Here is a 19,618-nt window from a genome sequence, read left to right on the forward strand (position 1 = left end):
ATGAAAAGCTTAATCATTATATTTATTATTTGTTTCGTGTTTGTTATTTTCTATCCATTCAAATCTTACGTTACTTAACAAATTTTCGAATCTCTATGGATTAAAAGAATATATATTATTCAATAGGGTAAATCTAAGAAAAAATGGATACAGGAGATTATACATGGAAAAATTAACATCTGCAGAAATGGGTAAACTTTGGGCTACATATATGGGTAACAGCATGTCTACATGTATTCTAAGTTACTTTCTTCAACATGTTGAAGACCAAGATATAAAAAAATTATTGGAAAATGCACTAAGCTTAAGTAAAGAATTTCAGAAAACCATAAAAGACATTTTTATAAAAGAGAACTTTCCTATTCCACATGGTTTTACAAAAGAAGATGTGAATCTTGATGCCCCAAGATTATTTGAAGACGAGTTCTATGTACATTATTTAAGGTATGTAACTAAAGTAGGACTTAGTCTTTACAGTGTAGGAATACCGTTAATGTATAGAGAGGATATAAGGAATTTTTCCCTTCATTGTATGGAATCGACTATAAAATTGGGGGAACAGATCAAAGATATTTCAATAAATAAAGGATTGGTTATTAAATCGCCTATTATTCCGACGCCACAAAAAGTAAATATAGCACACAAAAATTATTTAAAAGGTTTTATTGGAGATGTTCGACCTTTACATGCATTAGAAATTGCCCATTTATACGATAATCTAGAGACTAACTTGGCAAGCAAAGCCTTAGTAATGGCGTTTAGTCAAGTTACCAAAACGAAAAAGATTCGAGAGCTATTTATAAAAGGAGAAGAAATTACTTATAAAGCGATTGAAGGTTATATAAAAAAACTTCACGATGATAACTTGCCTTCTCCGGAATTAATTGATCATTTAGTAACAACTTCAACATCTCCTCCTTTTTCTGATAAATTAATGGTATTTCATAAAATGGATATGTTTTCGATGAGAGTAAGAAATTTTGGAAATTCAGTAGCTGTAAACGGAAGACGCGATTTAGCTCTAATGTATGCAATTTTTTTAAAAGATATATCAGGATTTGTTAATGATGCAGCCGATATCATGATAGAAAACGGATGGATGGAAACACCACCCGAAGCTGCGGATAGAGAAGACTTATCTTCAAAGTAGGGACTATACAGTTGTCAATGGTAGGCGTGCTGGGAGGCATTAAGGAATTGACAATGTCTTTATATGAAGACCCTCTTGGCACTCAAACAAACGTGTTTGTATGAGTGCCAACCGGCAAGAGAGCCCCCTCAAAAAAAGTGAGGGGGCTCTCTTTTTTAAGGGGTTCAGAAAAAAGACATTATGTCAACTGAAAATATATATTACATTCATCTTAAAAAGAAAAAACTACTGGGACTAGCCAGTAGTTGAAGAAGACATCTTATAAAGCCTCTCTAATACAAGATAATAACGTGAACCCCACCCTCTCTTTTTAACATAAAGAAAAGGAGAAAATGGCTATACGTGCGGATAACTTTGTTATATCATTTTGTCAAATTCAATTTTTTACACCCATATGTTCAATTATTCGCTTCATTGCCTGAATCTGTCCCATATGAGTTGCTTCATGCATCAGTGTAACACCCGCAAGCTCTCCAAAGGTTTTACATCCCAGAAATGGCTTTTCTAAGGTATTGTTTAACTGTTCAGCAGGAATTTGCTGAATACGAGCCAATTGGTCTTTTAGCTGTATCATAAGCTCCTCCATAGTAGGTACATCCCCCGTCCAATCGGCTGGTTTCGTACCATTTCCGAACAATTCCATATAGTTTGCTGGAAGATGGGTTGTTGCATGAGGAAAACCAAACATAGTTTGTTCAGTAACTGTCAAAACGTGACCTGTATGCCAATGAATTGTGTTGTTAAAACCATCTGGCTGCACATCAGTTTGATCCTCAGAAACAGCCTCTATGATTTTGAGAAAGTACTCTCTTCCGATTTCAAATTGCGTGAATACAAGTTTGTTCATCTCTTTCTCCCCTTTCACTGATACAATCATCCATATTATACCATCTATAGAGGGAGAAGAATATAATTAAGGTACCTCTAGTGCTTCAAAATATTCGTACCTAGTTAACATCACTTATCTATTCTTGTCGTTTATACTTTATTAATAGATTGCCTTTTTCTATTTCTAAAGGATTAAATTCTTCTTCTTTTTTTACTTGTTCTTTTAGTACAAGTTCTTTATATGCAAGGATAACCATTTTGTATCTATACAATAAGATAAGTTTATAAAACATAATATTTTAATGAGTAAATATCAACTTATTTCATTTATTATATTAGTTTTAATATTTACACTATATGACGACAAATATTAACTTTTTCTACAATTTAAGCAATTATTAAATTATTTTTTACTAAAGTAAGTTAATCATAACTCTTTAATCGATGCATAGAGCATGTTTCTATTATTAAATAATGCTCCATAACTCCGTTATTAAATAAAAAGTTCTCTATTTATAATCCTCTTGTAACAAAAATGATTACTTTTGTTACAAGAAGAGATGAGTTGTTCTTGAATTACAATCAATAGGGTATACCTAAATGATAGTTGAGGAGAGGGTTGATTTTACTGTATAATTTAACTATCATATAGACTTGTCTTTTGATTATTGATTTTGAGGAGGTTTTTTATGATTTTTGGGTATGCACGTGTTTCAGCTTTTGATCAACATTTAGATTCGCAGATTGAACAATTGAGAGAGGCAACCGTCGATCGAATTGTTCAAGAAAAAGTATCTGGTATTCACCATCAAAAAGAAGAATTAACACAATTGCTTCATCAATTAGTAAAAGGTGACACGTTGATGGTGACAAGAATGGATCGTCTAGGAAGAAACACGAAACAATTATTAGAACTTATTGAAGAATTAGAAGCACGCGGCATTCATTTAGTGATTTTAAATTTAGGTATCGATACACGAACACCTTCAGGCAAATTTATCTTAACGGTTATGTCAGCATTTAGTGAGCTTGATCGAACAATGATTAAAGAAAAGCAACAAGCTGGAATTACCGTTGCCAAAAGAAAAGGTATTTATAAAGGGAAGAAACCGAAATTTACGTTAAAGCATGATGGAGTAAGGCATGCCATCGAACTACATGAAACCACTAATAAGCCTGTAAAGGAAATCTGTAAAATCACCAATATAAGTGAAGCTACTTTTTATCGTCGGTGGAGAGAATATCAAAATATAAAAAATGCGGTGACTCCGGGAGAATAATAGAAAGAATTTTATTTTTCACTACATAAACAGCTATCTATAGTCGATTAAAGTAAAGAGGATTAACTATTTAGTTGTAATATAGTGGATGGTCACTATAAAATAGGGTTTTAAGCTTAAAACAAACGGTAAATGATAAAACAATTTGACTATCACCCACTTTCAATGTGGGAATAATTGGATTTTAATCACTACCCTAAGAAGAATACGAACTTGTAGAAAATCTTACAAAAGCAATGTTCGAAGCGATGGATACAGAGGGAAAGCCATAACCATTATTTTCAGAGAAAACAATATTAACAACGTAGGAGTAGATACAAAACTCTTTGCGGAGGAAATGATAGCAATACTTGTAACTTGTAAGTAGAAATTGAGTTCTGAAAGTATCCATTTGTTTAAAGTAACATACTACTTTATTAGGAGTGACAAAATTGAACAATGTAACTATATACAGCACATTAACTGAACTGATCGAAAGCCGACATAGTGTGAAAAAGTATGATCCAAGCGTAAAAATTTCTGAGATAAAACATGCATCAAAGGTTGATTACAATATAAGCGTGTATTAAGAGATGATTTCTTTTGTAAAATATTAAAACAACTTAAAGATTTTTTAAAATAGTATGTAAAAAAGAAGGTTAGAGGAGTGTTTTTGATGGAACGAAGAGTTGTAATCACAGGATATGGAGTCGTTTCACCGTTAGGAAATACGGTTCAAGCGTTCTGGGAAAGTATTAAAGAAGGTAAGTCAGGTATCAAAAAAATTAAGTCTGATGACTTTAATAATATTAGCACCCAAATTGCAGGTTATATTACCGACTTTGATGGAGAGCAATATCTCGATAAAAAAGAATTAGGGAAATATGACTTATTCGTACAATATGCTGTTGCTGCTGCTCAACAAGCTCTAGACCAGGCGAATCTAGATTTACCAAGTTTGAATAAGGAGCGATTGGGGGTTTATATTGGTTCTGGTGTTGGAGGAATTAATACTACATTAGATAATCATAAAGCTTTCATTGAAAGAGGATCAAGAAAGGTTTCTCCATTTATGGTTCCTATGATGATTAGTAATATGGCGTCAGGAATTATTTCTATAAGAACTGGTTTTAAGGGGCCTAGCTTTTCTCCTGTTTCTGCTTGTGCAACAGGAAATCAAGCGATTGGTGAGGCTTTTTTAAATATTCGACACGGATATTCCGATGGCATACTAGCAGGAGGGGCTGAAGCTCCCATTAATCCATTGGCTTTTGCTGGGTTCTCTAGAATGAGAGCAATGTCCACTTTTAATGATTTACCAGAAAAGGCAAGTCGTCCATTTGACAGAGGTCGTGATGGTTTTGTCATGTCGGAAGGAGCAGGTATTTTATTCCTGGAAGAGTATGAACACGCAAGAAAACGAGGAGCAACAATTTTAGGAGAAATTGTAGGATATGGTTCGACAACAGATGCCTATCATATAACTTCCCCTGATTATACCGGAGCCGCAAATGCAATGAGATTGGCTTTAGATATGGGAAATGTAAAATCCACTGATGTGGACTATATAAATGCTCATGGGACAAGCACCCCTGAAGGAGATAAATCAGAGACCAAAGCGATTAAAAGTGTTTTTGGTGATCATGCTTATAACTTAAAGGTAAGTTCCACGAAATCAATGACTGGACATCTTTTTGGGGCAGCTGGTGGGATCGAGGCTATTATAACCCTCAAAAGTATTATGGAAGATATAGTTCCTCCTACTATTAATTATGAAACGCGAGATGAGGATTGTGATTTAGATTATACGCCAAATTATGCAGCTAAGACAAAGGTAAACTACGCAATTTCTAATGGTTTTGGTTTCGGCGGACATAATGCCGTGTTGCTATTTAAAAAGTTGTCGGTATAAATAAAACGATAGTAAGAGAATTAATTGATAGGTTAAGCATTATCTTAACGTTTAACTATCTTAATATTTGAATGATTGTCCTTTAACATTAGGGGGTATTACAAGATGACCTAATGGATCAATTTTATTTCACTTTATCGTCTTAAAAACAACTTTGTTGGCATTCACTCTAAATATAGGGGGAAAGGCATTGGAAGACAGTTATATAACCAATTTTTTTGATGTAATTAAACTAAATGGCCGTAGTATTGTTCGTTGTATGATCTCTCTTGTTAACAAAGCCTCAGTTGCTTATCATACTAAAATGGGATTTGAAGTTGAACAAGGTCAAGATAATGTTCTATTTGTAAAGCACTTGAATTAATTCAAGTGCTTATTCCACTAATAATTTCTGTTACGGTAACTAAGAATATATAAAGCATATATCGTACCATCTCCAGAACCGTTCTGCGACAAGGGTTCTTTTTTGATGTGTGTTCCTAAAAGAGTGATTATAGTGCGACAAGAAGTCGCTTTCTTACAGTGTAGCTAGGGCTACTCATCTAGACGCGGGGATGATCTCCATCCGAAACGGCATGCTTGGTAACGAGTCTGTCGGTTGCATGAGGAAATGCGGAAACAGAGGACAAATGCATGGTCCAGAATACTGCTAGGAGAAGATAGGTATGGTAAACGAAAGTGAAGGTTTGTAAGCTTCGGTAAAAATAACTGATTAAGGGCTTGTATAATCATATTTGTTGTTTCTTTTTTATTGGCACACTGGTATATGTCATTATTTTGATTAATTATATAATGTGTAGCTGAATTAACATGTAAGGAATCAGAAGTATTTGCCCCCATTAAACTAGCCTTAGAAGTACCCATTCGCCAGTATGCCAGAGCAATACATAGGATTACAGGAAGTCATAAACAAGCAAGTAGAAGTACCTCAACCTCTTTTAACAGAAGAGCAAATGGAACAAATCAATTTCACCTTGATTGAAGCCTTACATACCAATAAACAAGTATACCTTACATATTATAAGAACGGGCAACGTATAACCGAAACAGGATTCATCCAATTTGTTGATTCCCTGGGGGATCTCTTTATTTTTATCGATGAAGTATTCGAATTGAAAAATAAAATGAGGTTAAGTGAGCTAATTGATGCTCGTTTTGTTTGAAAAGAAAAAAGCTACCCTTAGAAGTAGCTTTTTCCTTAGAACCTCATACATGAAGAATAGTAGGAATTGAGGTTCCTATCCCCTTAGTTTGCTCTAAAATTTAAATTTTTTTCTTCCTTTTTTACATCCTATTTATTTAACTTTTCGTGATTTGATGTGAGAGGAGTCTCTTGATTTTTAATATTTACTTCTTCCTTCTTTAAAGTCTCTGATACTTTTTCATTCTTTTCTTTTCTTCGTTTACCTACAACTACTTCTTCTGTTACCACTGGTTCTTTTGATACAGTAACTTTTTCTTCTTCAAGAGGGATACGAACCGTCTCGTCGTCTTCTCTAATCTGTGCGTTGGTTCTTTTATCAGATACAGGACGACGTTCTACATACACTTCCTCATGCTCGACAGGAATATTGACGGTTTCCTCTTTTTGAAGTACTTCCTTATCGACCTGAACTTCTCCTGATTGGACTCGTTCTTTATCTACATGTAATTGTTCTTCTTTTAGCTCAATATGTTCTTCTGCACTTTTTGGAACGTTCTGTTCACGCTCACGATGTTCCCCATATAATGATTTATCATAAACGGAGTCACCCTTCGCAAAAGGAGAATCCTCTCTCTTTTCTAGGAACGGATTTGTTTTTGTCTCTCTATTAGCTCTTGCTAACAATAATACTTTTCCTTTTTGCAGATCATCTGCATAAGACCCTGCTTCTGTAAGGGGGATACCTAAGTTAATTAAACGCTTTTCTACTCTTGCTTTATCTCTATGAGGTTCTTTATGGTAATCTGGTGAAAACATATGTTTAATTTTATCCATAATCGACTCATCTTGATGATTTTGTTCTGTTGTTTCAATCTTCTTTACATCAATTCCCTCTTTGCTTTCTAATTCCGAATAGTCCTCTTTATCGATATCCTTGCTGGTTACCAGAGAAAGATCCTTCTCTTGAAATCCTTGTATTTTTAAGTTTTGAATAGCTGTTACAATAGCTTCTTCATTGTCATACGTGCCTATCACATTTTTTGTCATGAGTAGTTCCTCCTCTTAGTATAGTAAATGTTTTATATAAATAAATTTATTTATGCTACTTGTGATACCCCGATATCTTTTTCTAAAACATTTAAACAATTAGACAATCATTGTTTAAATGGAAATAAGTTAGGAATATAGTTCACAAGTCAAAAAATCATCAGGAGGAAACAAACATGGTAAAGAATGAAAAAATGAGTAGAAAAGAGGCTGGACGAAAAGGTGGAGAAACTACTTCTAAAAATCACGATAAAGAATTTTTCCAGGAGATTGGAGAAAAAGGCGAAAAAGCTACCAATAAAAATTCTAACAATTAAAAAATCTAAAAAGGTAGCCTGTCTAGATACTTATTTAGACACATAAGGTTCTGAAACACATAATATGACAAGGAGGAATCGAGACATGACAAAAAAATTAGCCATGCACGAAACGCTAGAAGTTCATGAAATCTTAACGCTTAAAACTTCGTGTGTAACGAAAGGCACAGCGATGTTGGAGTTGGTAGGGGATGAGAAATTAAAAAAGATTCTTGAAGAAGACGTCCAAACATCTACTAAAGCGATTGATGAATTACAAAAAAATTTAAAGAAAGCTCAATAAATAGGAGGGATCGAAGAATGGCTACTAAAAGTACTCTTACTAAAACATTAGATGATCTTGCTATTGCAACAGATTTATTATTATCAGCCAAGAATGGTGTACGAACATATACGGCATCGCTTACAGAAACGGCAACACCAGAAGTTCGCAAAGTATTAAAAAAGCAATTAGATGAAATTGTTGAGCTTCGTGAAAAGATCGCTTAATATATGATTGATAATGAAATGTATCATGCCTATGATATTGAAGAGCAAGTAAATCATGATTTAAAAAAGGTCGATAAAGCGTTAGATTTAGCGAAAGGTTAACGCATACCCTCCACATTACTTGGAAATAAGTATGTAGAATGCTATATTGTCAAACGTGGTGTATGTGTGGCAAGAAAAAAATAGATGTTCCCATAAAATAACATAAAAAATATTTTATGTCCTATTTTTGTATATCTTGAAGAAGAAAAATAAAGTTAAACGACTTTATTTTCCAAAATCAATAATATTACAATCTTTGCATATTTTTAGAGAGGGGTTTTTATATGACTTTAAGTACAATTTTCCTTGTCATAGCAGCTATTGTTCTAGTTTTAGGAGTAATATTCTTTATAAAACATTTTAATCAAAGAAGAAGGGAAGAGGCCTTATCCGATCTTCTTATAACTGTAGGTATAGAAATGATGATTTTTTCTTTCGGAATGTTAGATGATAAACTTTTTGCCTATTTGAATCACACGAAAGTAGAAACTAATTATGTTCAACTTGGTGTCGGCTTAGTTCTTTTCCTTTTAGGTGTTGCTTTTTATTTCTACATAAAAAATCGTCTTTATATTTTGAATATTAATGGTTATTTCGATAAAAGAATTGAACAACATCATCAAGATTTAAACTTAAGTTCTTTTGAATTTAAAGAAAGAGAAATAGATTTTACAAGATTATTTCGTAAAGGCATAAATGATACTGTTTCTAAAGAAATTCAAGAAATAATTAGTGAAAAAATGTCCGTATTCAAAGTAGAAAGTAAAGATAAAAGCAGAGCGTACACGGGAATAGCTCCTATCCCATTTATCTTTTTATCTGGAAAATTATTCGAAAGAGAAAATATCAATAAATATTTTGAATATGATAAATTTAATCAAACTTATTATGCTCTTACACCTTGTAGAAAAAAAGAAAAACTTATCCCACCCTAGAAACCATTACACCAATAAATCCTAATAATTCTGCAGAAGAAATTGTTATAGCCATCAGCTTAACACAACAAATTTTGGATGCTGATCTAAACCAATTTTCATGTCCAATCATTCATTTAGCTGTTAGCCAGCCCAATGATAATATAATTAAATACACGGATCAACTTGAAACGTATACTCAAACTATTTATCAGCTTTTAATAAATATTCCAAATGATTTTAGTAGTTTAAAAAAGGTTCATCTCGTATATTCCGGTCAAAGTTGTTTAGCTTTTGAAGTAGGAAAACTAATGAACGATCAGCAAATGGTAGAAATTACATGCTATCATTACATGCGACAAAATAACCTTTCATATCCATGGGGAATTGTCCTAAATGGAAATCGTAAAGGAACATATATAGAAATCTAAAATATCAATCATACATAAGTCACCTCCATGGTGGCTTTTTATTCATTTTTTATAAAGATGCAATAATCGGGAAAAGCTATAATATTTCATCGAACGATGAAGTATTTGAATTAAAAAACAAAATGAAGTTAAGTGAACTAATTGATGTTCGTTTTACATAAAATAATTCCACCTTCAATTTTTGTGGTAATCTAATAAAAGTCAATTAGAAAAGAGTGACCAACATGGAAGAGAAACAGCAGCAAGAAATAGATCTTGATAAAGTATATGACTACGCTGAATATCCAGATAAGCTCAGTGGCAGATGCGACAACTGCAATTCATCTTACTTCAAAAGTTCTGTAAAAGGTGGCGTTTTTTTACGCGAATGTCGGGAATGCGGCATGAAGAAGAGTATCTAAGTATAAAGGATTATATAGTAAAAGGAGAAGGTTTTTTACCCTTCTCCTTTTTATGTAGATGTAGTTGGTTTACTCATTTTTAGAATCTGAAATATATACCTTACTACACTGCCGGTGCCTTTTATTACAATCTACTTTAGAAGTTAAGGCATCCGTTGATCGCTCTTCTATTACCCTCTAATGACCACCTACTACTGCCTGTTCTGTCATCGTGAAAGTACGAAGTTTCCGAGGAATAAAAGCTCTTATCTCTTCTTCTTTATATCCGATTTGCAGTATTTTACGATCTTGTATAATAATAGGTCGTTTAAGTATAATAGGATGGCTCTTTATCAAATCATACAGACCCTGTAACGACAGTGCATCTATCTCTATATTTAACTTTTGAGGGATCTTTGATCTTGTAGAAATAATTTCATCTGTACCCTTTTCTGTCATACTAAGAATATTTTTAATTTCATCTTCTGTAATAGGTTCATACGATAGATTTCTCTCAATATAATCAATTTGATGTTCCTCAAGCCAAGCCTTTGCTTTTCGGCAAGAAACACAGCTTGTTGTCGTATATAGATTAATCATTTTTTACACCTCGTCTATATGCATTTTTTTCTATCTTTAATTAATCAATGTAAATAAAAGTATATAGATTTCTAATAAGTAAAAGCCACTTGCATACTACAAATGGCTTTTTGCTGCGTTGAACACATTAGATAATTCACGTATTATTCCCACCACTATTATAACATAGTTTGTTCATATGCTTTTTGCGCTCTTAAAGAATGATACTCTTTTCCATCGCATTCAATCGCAAGCCTACCTATGACAAGGCCAATTTGATATAGATCACATTTTACTTGTGTTCGTATAGAATAGCCATTCATAACCAATATTTTATACAAACGTCTTTCAATGGTGACTCTAACTTAATATATTCAGTTGGCGGGAAATTCTTTGGTTTTTCGACTATCTCATGAAAAATAAAGGCCAATAGCCCAACCTCTAGCATCAGAAGAAATACAATGTATTTTACATATTGATATTTTTTATGTAAGATGTTTGAATTTTATTTTTTCGGTTAAAATCTATAATCAACTAACTTTTTTTTAACAGTATGTGATCCATGTGACCTTCTACTCTCTATGAGTAGAAGGGTTTTTTATTTGTTTAAGTTCTTTCCTTTTGGGTATAAAAATAAATGTAAAGTTATCTAAGTCATCTACCTTTGTTTATAGTATGTTTCTATCTTGCCTTCTATCTATAGGATAGAGGGTTTTCCTATGTAATCTGTTTAAATTATGATTTTATTGGCAATGAATAAATGTGTTACCTTTCTAACAGGGTATACAATGACATTTCAATCACACAAATGACCTTCTACCTGACAGGAGTAGAAGGTTTTTTGATATCAATTATTTATCAACATCAACACTAATTGCTGAATTAACCATATTATTTAAAGTAATTTTATCTTTATCATCTAATTTATTACGTAAAAAGGAATCCCATGTAGCTTCGCAAACCCAGCGCTTCACATCATTATTCCAGCTTTATTAATCAGGGTTACATGTTATTTTTCCATATCTCAATGCATCATAAATAGCACGTCCATCGCTTGAAGTTGTTTCTGTAAATTTAATAGGCAGCAGCGAGAAGACAATATAATAAACAGAAAAATAGACAAACTGGTAAGAAAAGAGGCTTGCTGAAAGGATATCGGATATAACTAAACCATTTATAAGGAAAATAGAAGCTAAATTAGCAATGGCACCTCCAGCATAGACACAAGCATGGGTGAATCGGTTATCGTATTTTAGTTTTTCATATACACAAAAAGAATCTAAAAAGTAAACAGATTTTATTTTAATTTTCCTCCATTTAAAAATCGTTTTTCCTTTTCCAATGGTAAAATCCACTTTCCCTCCGAAAAAGATTGCCATGATAGAATGACCTAATTGGTGAACAAGAGATACAAGTGGTAGTACAAGTAAGAAAGAAAACAAAAATTTAGGCATATCATTGAATCCAAACACACTTCCACCTCCTTTATTATGAAATGATTTAATAAATGGCTAGCTTATTAAGATATGTAAATCCTTTTTGATAGTGGACAGAATTTTTCCAGCAGAGGGTCTGCCTTTTTTAATCATATATGCAATCCTCCGTTTGACACTCTGAAAAGGCTTCAATCAAAGGATAGGACCAATCGGTTTTAACAAAGCAGTAGTGAAAGTGATCAATAATCTTTGAGCATGGCCTATAAAGAAGAATATCTTCACTTTATTTTTAAACATTCTCCATAACAATAAACGACCCTATGTAGCGTAAACAAAGTTACTAAGGTCGCTTATCCTACATTCTGATTTATTATTTTTTTGTCTTTTTCTTTATAACAAAATATCTGGCTTCTCATTAAGCTTCTGACGGAATTTCGCTCTCATGATTAAGTTGATCGAATAAATAAGTAAGGTAAGAATCTAATTCGAATTGATTATCTTCAACAAAACCATCTAACACAGACTTACTTTCTTCTCTCATCTTTAGTCCCTCCAATTTATGTTTTTCAATTTATTTTGCATGATGACCATGATTCTTTTTTTGGCCCATTTTTCTTAGAACAAAGCTTACAATTAACACCAAAATGATTGCCCCAATAATGGCTGGGATGATTGCAAAACCGCCAATGACTGGTCCCCAACTTCCCAAGATCAGACTACCTAACCAAGACCCAATAAAACCGGCGATAATATTACCAATAATGCCTCCAGGAACGTCACGTCCTGTAAGTAAACCAGCGAGCCAGCCGATAATTCCACCTACAATTAGCATCCATATAATTCCCATAAATCATTCTCTCCTTTTAAAATAGTTAGTTGGCTTTACCCTCGACTAAAATCCATTAATCCTGTTATTTTTTTCCTCAATAATTTTTTCTCCTTATGTAATAAGATCATATAGCTTTGCTTGCGCTCTATTTTTATTCTTTTGGACAACTTCCAATGTCTCGTCTACTTCATAAAAAGAATAAACCATTAGGACAACCCCTAGCATCTATAAGTCAAGCACCTCTTACACAATCATCTACCGATCTCTTACTGCAGTAAGGGATCTTTGTTATTTTTTGAGTGGACAGGCAAGCTTACCGCAGTAGCTACATAGTATCTAAAGAATCTTAACTTCATTATCTAATTAGTATCTAGTTCAGTATCACTACCGCGTTAATACAAGAAGATATTCCCCTTACATTATCCCTTCACCAATTAGTGGAAGAATTAAATGAAGATGAAAAAAGTGTCGTTATTTTACAATTTTATGAAGGCTATTCTTTTAGGGAAATAGCTGAGACGTTGACCATTCCTTTAGGCACGGCCAAATCTATTTTATATCGTGCTTTAGCTAAACTTCGTAAACAAGTGAAAGGCGTTGGTATTTATGAAGAATAAACTAAAACAAGAACTTGAACAAATTGAAATTCCAAAAGAATTACATATGAGAGCCAAACTCGGTGTAGAAAAGGCTAAATCAGAGCAACCAAGAAGAACGTTTAAAAAAGCAATTGTATTTCCGGCTGCTGCAGCTTTATTCCTTATGGGTTCCGCAGGTGTCGGCGCAGCGACATTTCCAAGCTTCAACCACTTACTATCTCTTGTTAGTCCCGACATTGCCTTGTTTCTTCAACCTATTGAGACCACTAGTGAAGATAAAGGAATAAAAATGAAAGTTGTAGGTGCCATGAATGATGACGAAATGGCTGTTATTTATGTTACGATGCAAGATTTAACCGGTAACCGCCTAGATAAAACGCTAGATCTTTATGATTACACACTAACTGAAGGGCATATGTTTAATAGCCAAATTGTTGATTACAATAAAGATACAAATACAGCCACATTACGAATTCAAGCAAACGGAGGCACAAACTTTAATCATAAAAAAATCAATTTGCGAATAAGCTCTTTCCTTAGCCAAAAGCATAAGCATGAAGGAATCAAGATAGATACTGATCTGTCAGAGTTAAAGAATAAAAGAGTAGAGACAATTTCTCTTAGCACGGATAGTACATCCGGAGGAGGTGGGGAAATTACTGACCAACTCGACAAGGGAGAAAGTATAGAAATCTTAAAGCCTAATGAAACCACTCTTTCTCTGCCAAAAATAAAATTTATGCATGTATCAAATATTGGATTTGTGGATGGTCAACTTCACGTTCAAACAAAGTGGTCCGATGAAGATATAGATAGCCACGGAGATTTTTATTTAGTTGATCCTTCCGGAAAGAAGATAAATGCTGCTTCTAACGTCTATTATGGCGTAGATAAATCGGGGAAAACCGTTTACGGAAATAACTATGTGGAATATATTTTTAATGCAAATAATGAAGATTTTAGTAAGTTAAAATTAATGGGAGACCTTGTATCTAACGGTAATTTTACAAAGGGTGATTGGAGCACTACATTTAAACTGCATTCTGTAGAAAATGAAATGAGTCTGAGCTTTAATGAAGACTTTGGCAGTTGGAAAGCAACTAAAATGACTCTTTCATCACTAGGTGTAACACTATACGGAAAAGGCCAATTTAAAGATACTGATAACATAAAAGTGAGTGTGAAAATGAAAAATGGAAGCAGTCAATCACTCGACCCATTGCAAAACTTTAGTAACAATAACAGTGTTAAAGCTAAATTTCTACCTTCTTCTCCATTAGATTTATCGAAAATCAAAGCAATCAATGTAAATGGTACAGTTGTTAAAGTATCTAAATAAAAGATAAAGCTAAGTTTCTTATTCCTAGGATTAAGAAACTTAGCTTTTTATTGTTCACTATTTCAAGGGGTACCACCAATAAAACGCGGAAAACGTACGCTAAGGAAAATCTGGCTTGTTTTTAATCATCAGTTGTGCAGCTGGCCCTGAAATCGCTGCTCGCTCGATTCGTCAAGATCGCGCTCGCGATAATAGTGAAGAGATGATCAGCTCGTGGCGCGGACGAAGGCTGGTTGCTGAGCCACGCAAGCGCAGCAGCTAGCGAAAACAGGTCATCACCATCCATGTCGGTACGCGCCAGACCCTCGGCTTGAGCGCGAGTGAGAAGTCGCGTGCCTGCCGTACGCATCGTGACGCATGAAGCGTGGAGTGCAGACTCCGGGTCCTCCTTGGCTGCCATCATCGCGTCCACAACACCTTGATAATTTCCTGTGAATGCAACGACGTCGCGTAGCCACGACACAAGTGCATCATCGGATGAACTCGCAGTTTCGAGCTCACGTGCCTTTGTCGTAAACTCGTCGAAGCTTGCGCGGAGCAAAGCTTCCAGCAGCGCCTCTCTCGTCGGGAAATGACGATACAGTGTGCCGAGCCCCACACCAGCTCTGCGAGCGATATCGCGCAGCGATGCATCGACGCCATGCTCGGTTACAACGACGCTCGCGACTGCGAGTATGTGCTCATAGTTTTTCTTCGCATCAGCTCGCATATGATTCCTCCTTGACAAACGGAACAGTGCTCCGTATAATGATAAATGGAACAGCGCTCCGTTTAAGTGGAGCACTGCTCTAATAAGGATAACACATGTGTGTGAAAGGAGAAAGCGATGTCTACAAACACAATGAAGGCGATTCGGCAACACGAATTCGGCGGCCCTGAGGTACTGCGTTACGAGGAGGCCCCGTTTCCCGAACTGAAACCGGGGGAAGTACTTGTCCGCGTTCACGCGGTTGGCATCAACCCCCCCGACTGGTACCTGCGCGAGGGGTATAAAGATCTTCCTCCTGAGTGGCAGCCGGCGGTGTCCTTTCCCTTAATTCTGGGTTCGGACATGTCGGGCGTCGTCGAGGCGGTAGCCACGGATGTGCAAGGCTTCTCCATCGGCGATGAAGTTTTCGGCATGGTTCGCTTTCCTAGCATGGGGGAGAGCGCTGCTTATGCCGAGTACGTTACCGCACCAGCGTCGGATCTTGCACTCAAACCTGCTGGCATCGATCATGTGCACGCCGCAGGGGCGCCGATGGCAGGTCTCACCGGCTGGCAGTTCCTGATCGAGTTGGGGCACAATGAAGCGAATCCGTTTCAACCGGAGTCGCATCGCCCGCTGCCACTCAACGGCAAGACGGTACTCGTCAATGGTGCCGCGGGGGCGTGGGGCATTTAGCAGTGCAACTGGCTAAATGGAAGGGGGCACATGTCATCGCGGTGGCATCGGGCAAGCATGAGTCGTTCCTTCGCGAGCTCGGTGCCGACGAATTCATTGACTACACCAAGAGCCCTCCCGAGGAAATCGTCCATGACGTTGATCTCGTCCTCGATACCCTCGGCGGTTCAACAACCGGTCGTTTCTTGCGTACGCTCAAGCGTGGCGGCGCTTTGTTCCCAGTATTCATAGGCTTCTCGGACGCCGAGGAGGCCGCAAAGCTGGACGTCACGGTATCGATGACCCAAGTGCGCTCAAACGGCCCGCAGCTAGTGGAATTAGGGCGCTTGCTCGATACCGGGACGGTTCGTGTCGCCATCGACAGCACGTTTCCACTTGCCGATGCTCGCAAGGCGCACGAACGAGCCGCCCGTGGGCACATCCAAGGCAAGATCGTGCTCACGGTTGTGTAAGGACGACAGCTCGAATGATTATCGCACTCCTAGTGGAACATCGCAAAACTTTGCGGAGTTCCACTAGCGAGGACCGCGAATAAACTTTGAAAAAATTTTCTAACTTAATACGATATACAGAGCTAGTTAACATAACCATGGTTACCAGAAACCACATGCAAAAAAGCCCTTATTTATGAAGTAAGGGCTTTTTTTAATAAATTTCTTCTAATTCATTTAACTTCATATCCAATTCTTGACTTACCTTTACCGTGTTATCACTTACAAGCCCTTCTTTTAAAGCCGTATATATCATAATTTCCCTAATACGCTCTATTTCTTCTAATAGGACTTCCTGTGTTACATGTTTATTTCTCATCCCCATAATCACCTAATTATTTTCCATGTTAAATATTGATAAATTTCACATTAACTTTTTATAATTTATTTTTCAACACTCAAATTTTTACAATTTTGAGTGCTATTAAAAATTGATGATTTGGGAAGGCGAAAATTATAATTTTTATAACGGTGAAGTACTATGTAATAAATGATTAAATTTAATGATTTTATTTTAAAAATGTATGTAATAGTTAACATACTTTCTTAAAAAAAGTAGAGAGGGTAAAATATCTTGTGTAAATGAATAAATACAAAAAGGAAGACCTTTTCTTGTAGAATTAAGTCACCACAACCAATTCAAAGAAAGAAGGTCTTCCTATGAATCAGTTTACAACAGATCTTGTTCAAGCTCTAGTCCAAAAAGAAGATGTGACGGAAATTTTCCGTTCTCACTTAGAAAATGCGGTTAATACGCTCTTAGCGAGCGAATTGACGGCTTTTTTGGACTACGAAAAATATGACCGTATTGGATTTAATACCGGGAATTCACGAAATGGTTCGTACGAACGCACACTGCACACAGAGTTTGGAGAACTTCATCTCGTTATTCCTCGTGATCGGAATGGCGACTTTAAGCAACAGACGGTGGCTCCTTATAAAAGAGCCAATGATACGCTTGAAGCATTTGTTATTCATATGTTTCAAAAAGGTGTAACGACTGCTGAAATTGCCCATTTGATGGAGCGCATGTATGGTCACTATTACACACCTCAAACCATTTCAAATATGACAAAGGTGATGTCTGAACAGGTAGAAGCATTCCGAGATCGAGCGTTATGTGCACGCTATGCGTGCGTTTATCTAGACGCTACATATATTGCTTTAAAACGGGATACAGTGTCTAAAGAAGCTGTCTATATTGCCGTTGGCATTCGCGAAGACGGTTCAAAAGAAGTGCTTGGCTATACAATCGCTCCTAACGAATCCGCCTTTGTCTGGAAAGAACTTTTAGAAGACATCAAATCCCGTGGCGCAGAGGAGATTCTGTTGTTTATTTCCGACGGGTTAAAAGGAATCTCAGACAGTGTTTTTTCTATCTATCCAGCTTCTTCTTATCAAACATGCTGCGTCCATCTTTCACGGACGATTGCTCATAAAGTTCGTGTATCCGACCGAGCTGAAATCTGTGAAGACTTCAAATCTGTGTACCGTGCAGAAAGCCTTGAAATGGGCCAACAGGCCCTACATTCGTTTATTGAAAAGTGGAAGTCAAAGTACCCAAAAGTTACAAAGCCATTGCTCAATAACTCTTATTTGTTCACGTTTTATAGCTTTCCTAAGTCTATTTGGCGCAGTATTTATTCGACCAATCTCATTGAATCTTTTAATAAACAAATCAAGAAATATAGTAAGCGTAAGGAACAATTCCCAAACGAAGAGTCACTTGAACGCTTCCTCGTTTCACAATTTGACCAGTATAATCAGCGCTTTTCTACAAGATGTCACATTGGTTTTGACCAAGCTCGCGCAGAGTTACAAATGATGTTTAAAACAAACTAGTGAATAACGTCTATAAGAAAAGGAAATTCGTATTTACACAAAATTATTGACGGTCCCAAAAAGTATTGACTATTATATATATTATAGAAAAATGGACGCTTTTTCTACAAATTGAATAATTTATAAACTAATATTAATTAAAATACTTTAACATTTACTTTTATATGTAACATGAAGTTAAACATTACTTATTATCTAACACTTTGGTTATTATTCTTTTATGTAAAAAGATATTTATTAAATGCCTGACATTTAATATTTTCTTTATTGCATTTGTTACGATAAAAGCTTTCCTTATTTAATAAAAAAACTCAGTCAAAAAGACTGAGTTTCTGCTTATTATACGCTATTTACACCACTTTCTTCCATAGCATGGTCCCAGCTAGGGAAAAAATAAAGTGCATTTTTCATTAGTTTTGGATGCGTTTGCTTTACTTTTTTCTTTTTTAGAGATTGTCCATTTGTTCCTAAGTACTGGATTTGGACTTTGACTTCTTCGACCGTCATATCGGCTTGCATAAAATCACTCCCTTTATCATATTATTCCCTTCTTTTAGATAGGTAAAACATATGCTTCTAGAATTAGCTTATATTTATTTATATTTAATACAAATTATAAAGAATAACTACAACAAAGACTGCCCCTTCTGCATCAGCCTTCCACCAAGGATTCTTTCTCCGGAGTATGGAGTTTTTTATACATATGCTTGTCACTACAAAAAATAGTCTTTATGAAGAAAAAATATATGTTATTACTTAACTCCAGTTATAGATTCCTTTAAAAAGTACCACTCCAATGCCTTTGGTTTTTCTTATTTAACTACTAAAGAAACTGCCACTCTTTCTTTTTCTCTTATAATGATGATGTCCATAACTTCCGTGATGATCACGACCTTTTTTATAATCATCACTACTGCTATAACTCTTAAAAGGTTTTGATTTTCCTCTCTTGTAATCACTACTACTGTAATGCTTATGTTTATTATTCATTAGTGAATCAAACAGTTTCTTGAACATGATTTAATCACTCCTCATAATTATTTTAAATCTATAAAAAAACAAAAAACGCTTTTATCTTTTTAGTAGATAAAAGCGCTTGATGTATAAACACAGACTTCACCTAACTAAAAATGTAGGCAAAGGTCTTGCTAACAATTAAGATTGCCAACAAAGCCGGAAACATCCTGTTTCGTAATGACGACTTTT

23 protein-coding genes and 2 pseudogenes are annotated in these 19,618 nt (G+C 35.4%); 15 read left to right on the forward strand and 10 right to left on the reverse strand.

All coding sequences use genetic code 11. The features are described 5' to 3' along the window. Positions 1 to 163: 163 nt before the first annotated feature. Positions 164 to 1,150, forward strand: a complete 987-nt coding sequence (locus Q5794_RS30945; protein ID WP_374989639.1) for a DUF3231 family protein — start codon at positions 164 to 166, stop codon at positions 1,148 to 1,150. A gap of 376 nt (positions 1,151 to 1,526) precedes the next feature. Here the strand turns inward: Q5794_RS30945 and Q5794_RS30950 are convergent, their stop codons facing one another. Continuing rightward, positions 1,527 to 1,997 carry a DinB family protein gene (locus tag Q5794_RS30950; RefSeq protein ID WP_374989640.1) on the reverse strand — a complete coding sequence of 157 codons (471 nt, stop codon included), beginning with the start codon at positions 1,995 to 1,997 and terminating at the stop codon, positions 1,527 to 1,529. 670 nt (positions 1,998 to 2,667) lie between these two features. On the opposite strand from Q5794_RS30950, the gene Q5794_RS30955 reads away from it, so the two are divergent. From Q5794_RS30955 to Q5794_RS30970, 4 genes are all read left to right on the forward strand, one after another. Continuing rightward, the gene (locus tag Q5794_RS30955) at positions 2,668 to 3,258 is read left to right on the forward strand and encodes a recombinase family protein (RefSeq protein WP_374989641.1); all 591 of its coding nucleotides are present in this window, start codon (positions 2,668 to 2,670) and stop codon (positions 3,256 to 3,258) included. Between the two features lie 655 nt (positions 3,259 to 3,913). Continuing rightward, positions 3,914 to 5,149: a beta-ketoacyl-ACP synthase II gene (gene fabF / locus Q5794_RS30960; protein ID WP_374989642.1), complete on the forward strand. Its 1,236-nt coding sequence runs from the start codon at positions 3,914 to 3,916 to the stop codon at positions 5,147 to 5,149. 190 nt (positions 5,150 to 5,339) lie between these two features. Continuing rightward, a complete protein-coding gene (locus tag Q5794_RS30965) occupies positions 5,340 to 5,513 on the forward strand; it encodes a hypothetical protein (RefSeq protein WP_374989643.1) in 174 nt (57 codons plus the stop codon). 508 nt (positions 5,514 to 6,021) lie between these two features. Further along, positions 6,022 to 6,312, forward strand: a complete 291-nt coding sequence (locus Q5794_RS30970) for a YolD-like family protein (protein WP_374989644.1) — start codon at positions 6,022 to 6,024, stop codon at positions 6,310 to 6,312. 128 nt (positions 6,313 to 6,440) lie between these two features. On the opposite strand, the gene Q5794_RS30975 is transcribed toward Q5794_RS30970, so the two are convergent. After that, complete coding sequence (locus tag Q5794_RS30975; RefSeq protein WP_374989645.1) at positions 6,441 to 7,340, reverse strand: YsnF/AvaK domain-containing protein; 900 nt, start codon at positions 7,338 to 7,340, stop codon at positions 6,441 to 6,443. Between the two features lie 176 nt (positions 7,341 to 7,516). Here Q5794_RS30975 and Q5794_RS30980 point away from each other — a divergent pair. The 6 genes and pseudogenes from Q5794_RS30980 to Q5794_RS31005 all read left to right on the forward strand — a co-directional run. Continuing rightward, positions 7,517 to 7,645, forward strand: a pseudogene (locus Q5794_RS30980) (stress-induced protein, KGG, repeat-containing protein); the annotation flags it as partial. 97 nt (positions 7,646 to 7,742) lie between these two features. Next, the gene (locus tag Q5794_RS30985; protein WP_374989585.1) at positions 7,743 to 7,940 is read left to right on the forward strand and encodes a spore coat protein; all 198 of its coding nucleotides are present in this window, start codon (positions 7,743 to 7,745) and stop codon (positions 7,938 to 7,940) included. Between the two features lie 17 nt (positions 7,941 to 7,957). Next, the gene (locus tag Q5794_RS30990; RefSeq protein WP_374989586.1) at positions 7,958 to 8,146 is read left to right on the forward strand and encodes a spore coat protein; all 189 of its coding nucleotides are present in this window, start codon (positions 7,958 to 7,960) and stop codon (positions 8,144 to 8,146) included. 326 nt (positions 8,147 to 8,472) lie between these two features. Then, positions 8,473 to 9,123, forward strand: coding sequence for a hypothetical protein (locus tag Q5794_RS30995; protein WP_374989587.1), 651 nt, complete (start codon positions 8,473 to 8,475; stop codon positions 9,121 to 9,123). Between the two features lie 41 nt (positions 9,124 to 9,164). Next, the gene (locus tag Q5794_RS31000) at positions 9,165 to 9,533 is read left to right on the forward strand and encodes an SAVED domain-containing protein (protein ID WP_374989647.1); all 369 of its coding nucleotides are present in this window, start codon (positions 9,165 to 9,167) and stop codon (positions 9,531 to 9,533) included. Between the two features lie 224 nt (positions 9,534 to 9,757). After that, positions 9,758 to 9,934: a hypothetical protein gene (locus Q5794_RS31005; RefSeq protein WP_374989588.1), complete on the forward strand. Its 177-nt coding sequence runs from the start codon at positions 9,758 to 9,760 to the stop codon at positions 9,932 to 9,934. 177 nt (positions 9,935 to 10,111) lie between these two features. Here the strand turns inward: Q5794_RS31005 and spxA are convergent, their stop codons facing one another. The 4 genes from spxA to Q5794_RS31025 all read right to left on the reverse strand — a co-directional run bounded on the left by spxA (position 10,112) and on the right by Q5794_RS31025 (position 12,775). Next, on the reverse strand, positions 10,112 to 10,513 hold the full coding sequence (gene spxA, locus Q5794_RS31010; protein WP_374989589.1) for a transcriptional regulator SpxA: 402 nt from the start codon (positions 10,511 to 10,513) through the stop codon (positions 10,112 to 10,114). A 971-nt stretch (positions 10,514 to 11,484) separates the two neighbouring features. Next, positions 11,485 to 11,964 carry a site-2 protease family protein gene (locus Q5794_RS31015; protein WP_374989590.1) on the reverse strand — a complete coding sequence of 160 codons (480 nt, stop codon included), beginning with the start codon at positions 11,962 to 11,964 and terminating at the stop codon, positions 11,485 to 11,487. A 379-nt stretch (positions 11,965 to 12,343) separates the two neighbouring features. After that, the gene (locus Q5794_RS31020; RefSeq protein ID WP_255286116.1) at positions 12,344 to 12,469 is read right to left on the reverse strand and encodes a hypothetical protein; all 126 of its coding nucleotides are present in this window, start codon (positions 12,467 to 12,469) and stop codon (positions 12,344 to 12,346) included. 30 nt (positions 12,470 to 12,499) lie between these two features. After that, entirely contained in the window at positions 12,500 to 12,775 is a 276-nt protein-coding gene (locus Q5794_RS31025; RefSeq protein WP_374989591.1) for a GlsB/YeaQ/YmgE family stress response membrane protein, read from the reverse strand. A gap of 389 nt (positions 12,776 to 13,164) precedes the next feature. Between Q5794_RS31025 and Q5794_RS31030 the strand changes: the two genes are divergently transcribed. Together Q5794_RS31030 and Q5794_RS31035 are read left to right on the forward strand one after the other, a co-directional pair. After that, positions 13,165 to 13,374: an RNA polymerase sigma factor gene (locus tag Q5794_RS31030; RefSeq protein ID WP_374989648.1), complete on the forward strand. Its 210-nt coding sequence runs from the start codon at positions 13,165 to 13,167 to the stop codon at positions 13,372 to 13,374. Then, positions 13,364 to 14,695 (forward strand): DUF4179 domain-containing protein, encoded by a 1,332-nt coding sequence (locus Q5794_RS31035; protein ID WP_374989592.1) that lies wholly within the window; start codon positions 13,364 to 13,366, stop codon positions 14,693 to 14,695. The genes Q5794_RS31030 and Q5794_RS31035 overlap by 11 nt, the downstream gene beginning before the upstream one ends. Positions 14,696 to 14,816: 121 nt before the next feature. Here the strand turns inward: Q5794_RS31035 and Q5794_RS31040 are convergent, their stop codons facing one another. Further along, the gene (locus Q5794_RS31040) at positions 14,817 to 15,404 is read right to left on the reverse strand and encodes a TetR/AcrR family transcriptional regulator (RefSeq protein WP_374989593.1); all 588 of its coding nucleotides are present in this window, start codon (positions 15,402 to 15,404) and stop codon (positions 14,817 to 14,819) included. A gap of 117 nt (positions 15,405 to 15,521) precedes the next feature. On the opposite strand from Q5794_RS31040, the pseudogene Q5794_RS31045 reads away from it, so the two are divergent. Beyond that, positions 15,522 to 16,531, forward strand: a pseudogene (locus Q5794_RS31045) (NADP-dependent oxidoreductase). 193 nt (positions 16,532 to 16,724) lie between these two features. On the opposite strand, the gene Q5794_RS31050 reads toward Q5794_RS31045, so the two are convergent. Continuing rightward, positions 16,725 to 16,889 (reverse strand): Spo0E family sporulation regulatory protein-aspartic acid phosphatase, encoded by a 165-nt coding sequence (locus Q5794_RS31050; protein ID WP_374989594.1) that lies wholly within the window; start codon positions 16,887 to 16,889, stop codon positions 16,725 to 16,727. A 341-nt stretch (positions 16,890 to 17,230) separates the two neighbouring features. On the opposite strand from Q5794_RS31050, the gene Q5794_RS31055 reads away from it, so the two are divergent. Further along, on the forward strand, positions 17,231 to 18,412 hold the full coding sequence (locus tag Q5794_RS31055; RefSeq protein ID WP_374989595.1) for an IS256-like element ISBame1 family transposase: 1,182 nt from the start codon (positions 17,231 to 17,233) through the stop codon (positions 18,410 to 18,412). A 339-nt stretch (positions 18,413 to 18,751) separates the two neighbouring features. Here Q5794_RS31055 and Q5794_RS31060 read toward each other — a convergent pair whose 3' ends face one another. Both Q5794_RS31060 and Q5794_RS31065 read right to left on the reverse strand, forming a co-directional pair. Further along, complete coding sequence (locus tag Q5794_RS31060) at positions 18,752 to 18,931, reverse strand: hypothetical protein (protein ID WP_374989596.1); 180 nt, start codon at positions 18,929 to 18,931, stop codon at positions 18,752 to 18,754. Between the two features lie 297 nt (positions 18,932 to 19,228). Then, positions 19,229 to 19,429 carry a hypothetical protein gene (locus Q5794_RS31065; protein WP_374989597.1) on the reverse strand — a complete coding sequence of 67 codons (201 nt, stop codon included), beginning with the start codon at positions 19,427 to 19,429 and terminating at the stop codon, positions 19,229 to 19,231. Positions 19,430 to 19,618 lie beyond the last annotated feature (189 nt).

The sequence above is a fragment of the Priestia megaterium genome (assembly GCF_041941685.1).
GTDB classification, from domain to species: domain Bacteria; phylum Bacillota; class Bacilli; order Bacillales; family Bacillaceae_H; genus Priestia; species Priestia megaterium_C.